At 70.6% G+C, this 2,975-nt stretch carries 2 protein-coding genes; one reads left to right on the top strand and one right to left on the bottom strand.

The window, feature by feature from the left end; translation table 11 throughout:
• The coding region (locus AOK08_RS40855) for an NAD-dependent epimerase/dehydratase family protein (protein ID WP_055535510.1) at positions 1-961 on the top strand (961 nt) is incomplete at its 5' end.
• Positions 962-1,012: 51 nt separating this feature from the next.
• Here AOK08_RS40855 and AOK08_RS40850 read toward each other — a convergent pair.
• Positions 1,013-2,608, bottom strand: a complete 1,596-nt coding sequence (locus AOK08_RS40850; protein WP_055535507.1) for an alpha/beta hydrolase — start codon at positions 2,606-2,608, stop codon at positions 1,013-1,015.
• Positions 2,609-2,975 lie beyond the last annotated feature (367 nt).

Here is a 2,975-nt window from a genome sequence, read left to right as displayed (position 1 = left end):
CGCCCGGGACGGGTGGGAGGTGACCGCGCTCTCGCGCGGCGGCGGCCGGGACGGGACCTGGCCGGACGAGGTACGGGTCACGGCCGCGGACCGGGCGGACGACGCGGCGCTGGCCGCCGCCGTGGCCGACGGGTGCGATGTCCTCGTGGACATGGTGGCCTACGGGCCCGAGCACGCACGGCAGTTGGCCTCTCTCGCCGGGCGGGTCGGGTCGGTGGTGGCGATCTCCAGTGTGTCCGTGTACGAGGACGACAAGGGCCGGAACTTCGACACGCAGGCCGAGCCCGACGGCTTCCCCGAGTACCCGGTGCCCGTCCCCGAGGACCAGCGCACGGTCCGGCCGGGCGAGAACTCGTACAGCACCCGGAAGGCGGGCCTCGAACGTGAACTCCTCGCCCTCGGCGACCGGTTGCCGGCCACGCTGCTGCGGGCGGGCGCGATCCACGGGCCGTACTGCCGTACCCCGCGCGAGCTGTACTTCGTCAAGCGCAACCTGGACGGGCGCCGTCGGCGCGTCCTCGCCCACGGCGGCGGGAGCCGTTTCCATCCGGCGAGCGTCCACAACATCGCCGAGCTGATCCGGCTGGCCGCCGCGCTCCCGGGTGCCCGCGTCCTGAACGCCGTGGACGCCGAGGCGCCGACGGTGGCGGAGATCGCCGGGGCCATCGACGCGGTGATGGGGGTGGAGGTGGAGAACGTCCTCGTGGACGGTCCGCCGCCGGCGCCCACCGTGGGCGACACACCGTGGTCGGTTCCGGTGCCCGTGGTGTGCGACATGTCGGCCGCGGAACGGGAGTTGGGCTACCGCCCCGTCGTCACGTACGCGCAGCGCCTGCCGGAGACCGTCGCCTGGATCGAGGGCCGACTGGCCGGGCGGGACTGGCGGGAGGCGTACCCCAAGATGTACGAGGCGTACGGCGACCTCTTCGACTACGCGGCGGAGGACGTCTGGCTCACGTGACGGGAAGGGGCGGCCCGAGGAATTCCGGCCGCCCCTCACCTCGTACTACGGTTACGGCTTCGGGGTGGCGTGCGGGGCGCAGGTCACGTCCGCCGCGTCCACCTTGCCGGTGAGCAGGTAGGTGTCCACCCGCTCATTGATGCAGGGGTTGATGAGCCCGGTCACGCCGTGGGAGCCCGCGTCCTTCTCCGTGATCAGGCGGGAGCCCTTGAAGCGCTTGTGCAGTTCGACGCCACCGCCGTAAGGGGTGGCCGCGTCACGCTCGGACTGCACGACCAGTACGGGCGGCAGGCCCTTGCCGGACTTCACGTTCACCGCGGTCTGCTGCTTGACCGGCCAGGTCGCGCACGGCAGGTTCATCCAGGCGTTGGCCCAGGTCAGGAACGGGTAGTCCTTGTGCAGCCGGGTGTTGTCCCGGTCCCACTTCTTCCAGCTGGTGGGCCACTTGGCGTCGGTGCACACGACGGCCGTGTAGACGGCGTTGAGGTTCTCCGAGGCCACGTTGCCCGCGGTGTCCGAGAGGTTGGGGGCCGCCGCGTCGACGAGCGCCTTGGTGTCACCCGCGAAGTACTTGCTGAACACGGTGGCGACCGGGCTCCACGACGAGTCGTAGTACGGGGCCTTCTGGAAGAAGCCGATCAGCTCGGCCGGTCCGACGAGCCCGCCGATCGGGTCCTTCTTGGCGGTGGCCCGCAGCTCCAGCCACTTCGCCTCCACCTGGGCCCGCGTGGTGCCGAGGTGGTAGACGGCGTCGTTCTGGGCGACCCAGTCCTGCCAGTCGTTCCAGCGCGTCTGGAACGCGACGTCCTGGTCGAGGTTGGCCCCGTACCAGATCGTCTCTCGCGACGGGTTGACCACGCTGTCGGCGATCATGCGGCGGACGTGACTCGGGTAGAGCGTGCCGTAGACGGCCGCGATGTACGTCCCGTACGACACACCGAGGAAGTTGAGCTTCTCCTCCCCCAGCGCGGCACGGATGACGTCCAGGTCACGCACGGTGTTCGGCGTGGTCATGTACGGGAGCATCTCGCTGTTGCGCTTGTAGCAGCCCTCGGCGTACTCACGGGCCAGCTTGCGCTGGGCGAGCTTGTCCGCCTCGGTGTCCGGCACCGGGTCGGCCTTGGGCGCCTTCACGAACTCCTGCGGGTCGATGCAGGAGATGGGCGCCGAGTGACCGACTCCGCGCGGGTCGAAGCCCACGAAGTCGTACGCCTTGGACACGTTGGTCCACAGCGGGTTCTTGGTCGTGACCCGGCGCGGGAAGCGCAGGCCGGAGCCGCCCGGTCCACCCGGGTTGTAGACGAGCGCGCCCTGCCGCTCGTCCTTCGTGCCCGTGTTGCCGATGCGGTCGACGGCGATCTTGATCTGCTTGCCGGACGGCTTCGCGTAGTCGAGCGGCACCGTGACCCAGCCGCACTGGATCGGCTTCTCCAGGCCCCAGTCCGCCGGGCAGTCCTGCCAGTCGATGCCCGCCTTCGCGGCACGAGCGGCGGCGACGGCCGCGCCGCGCGTCTCGGAGTTCTGGCCGTGGCGGGCGTTCGCGTTGGCCGAGGGCGCCGCGATGGCGCCGGCTATCAGGGTCGCCGTGACGAGTGCTCCGGCCGAGCCGAGCGCTGCGGCTCGCCTCGTCGGTGTGGTGCCTGTCAAGAGAACCGTCCCCGTGGGTAGTTGTGCTTGATCTGGTCATGACGATCCTCGCCGCTGCACGGGAGCTGTGACCAGGGGGTGGGCCGCGTTCTTTACCAATCCGATAAACGGTGAGCAAAGTTCCGCTCAGCGGATATCCGGTGCGGTGGGGGGATTTGCCGTGATCGGCGCGATGGGGCGAGACGCCCCGGCGGCCGACCCCGACGAACACCTGCGGCGAGCGGCTCCAGGGGCGCGAACGCCGGGGGATCGCTGTGACCGGCGCGACGAGGCGAGAAACCCCGGCCGCCGACCCCGACGAACACCTGCGGCAAGCGGCCCCAAGGACACGAACGCCAGGCGATCACCGTGACCGACAAGACGGACC

This window comes from Streptomyces graminilatus, from assembly GCF_001418565.1.
In the GTDB taxonomy this organism is placed as follows: domain Bacteria; phylum Actinomycetota; class Actinomycetes; order Streptomycetales; family Streptomycetaceae; genus Streptomyces; species Streptomyces graminilatus.
This window is presented reverse-complemented; position numbering and strand designations above follow the sequence as displayed.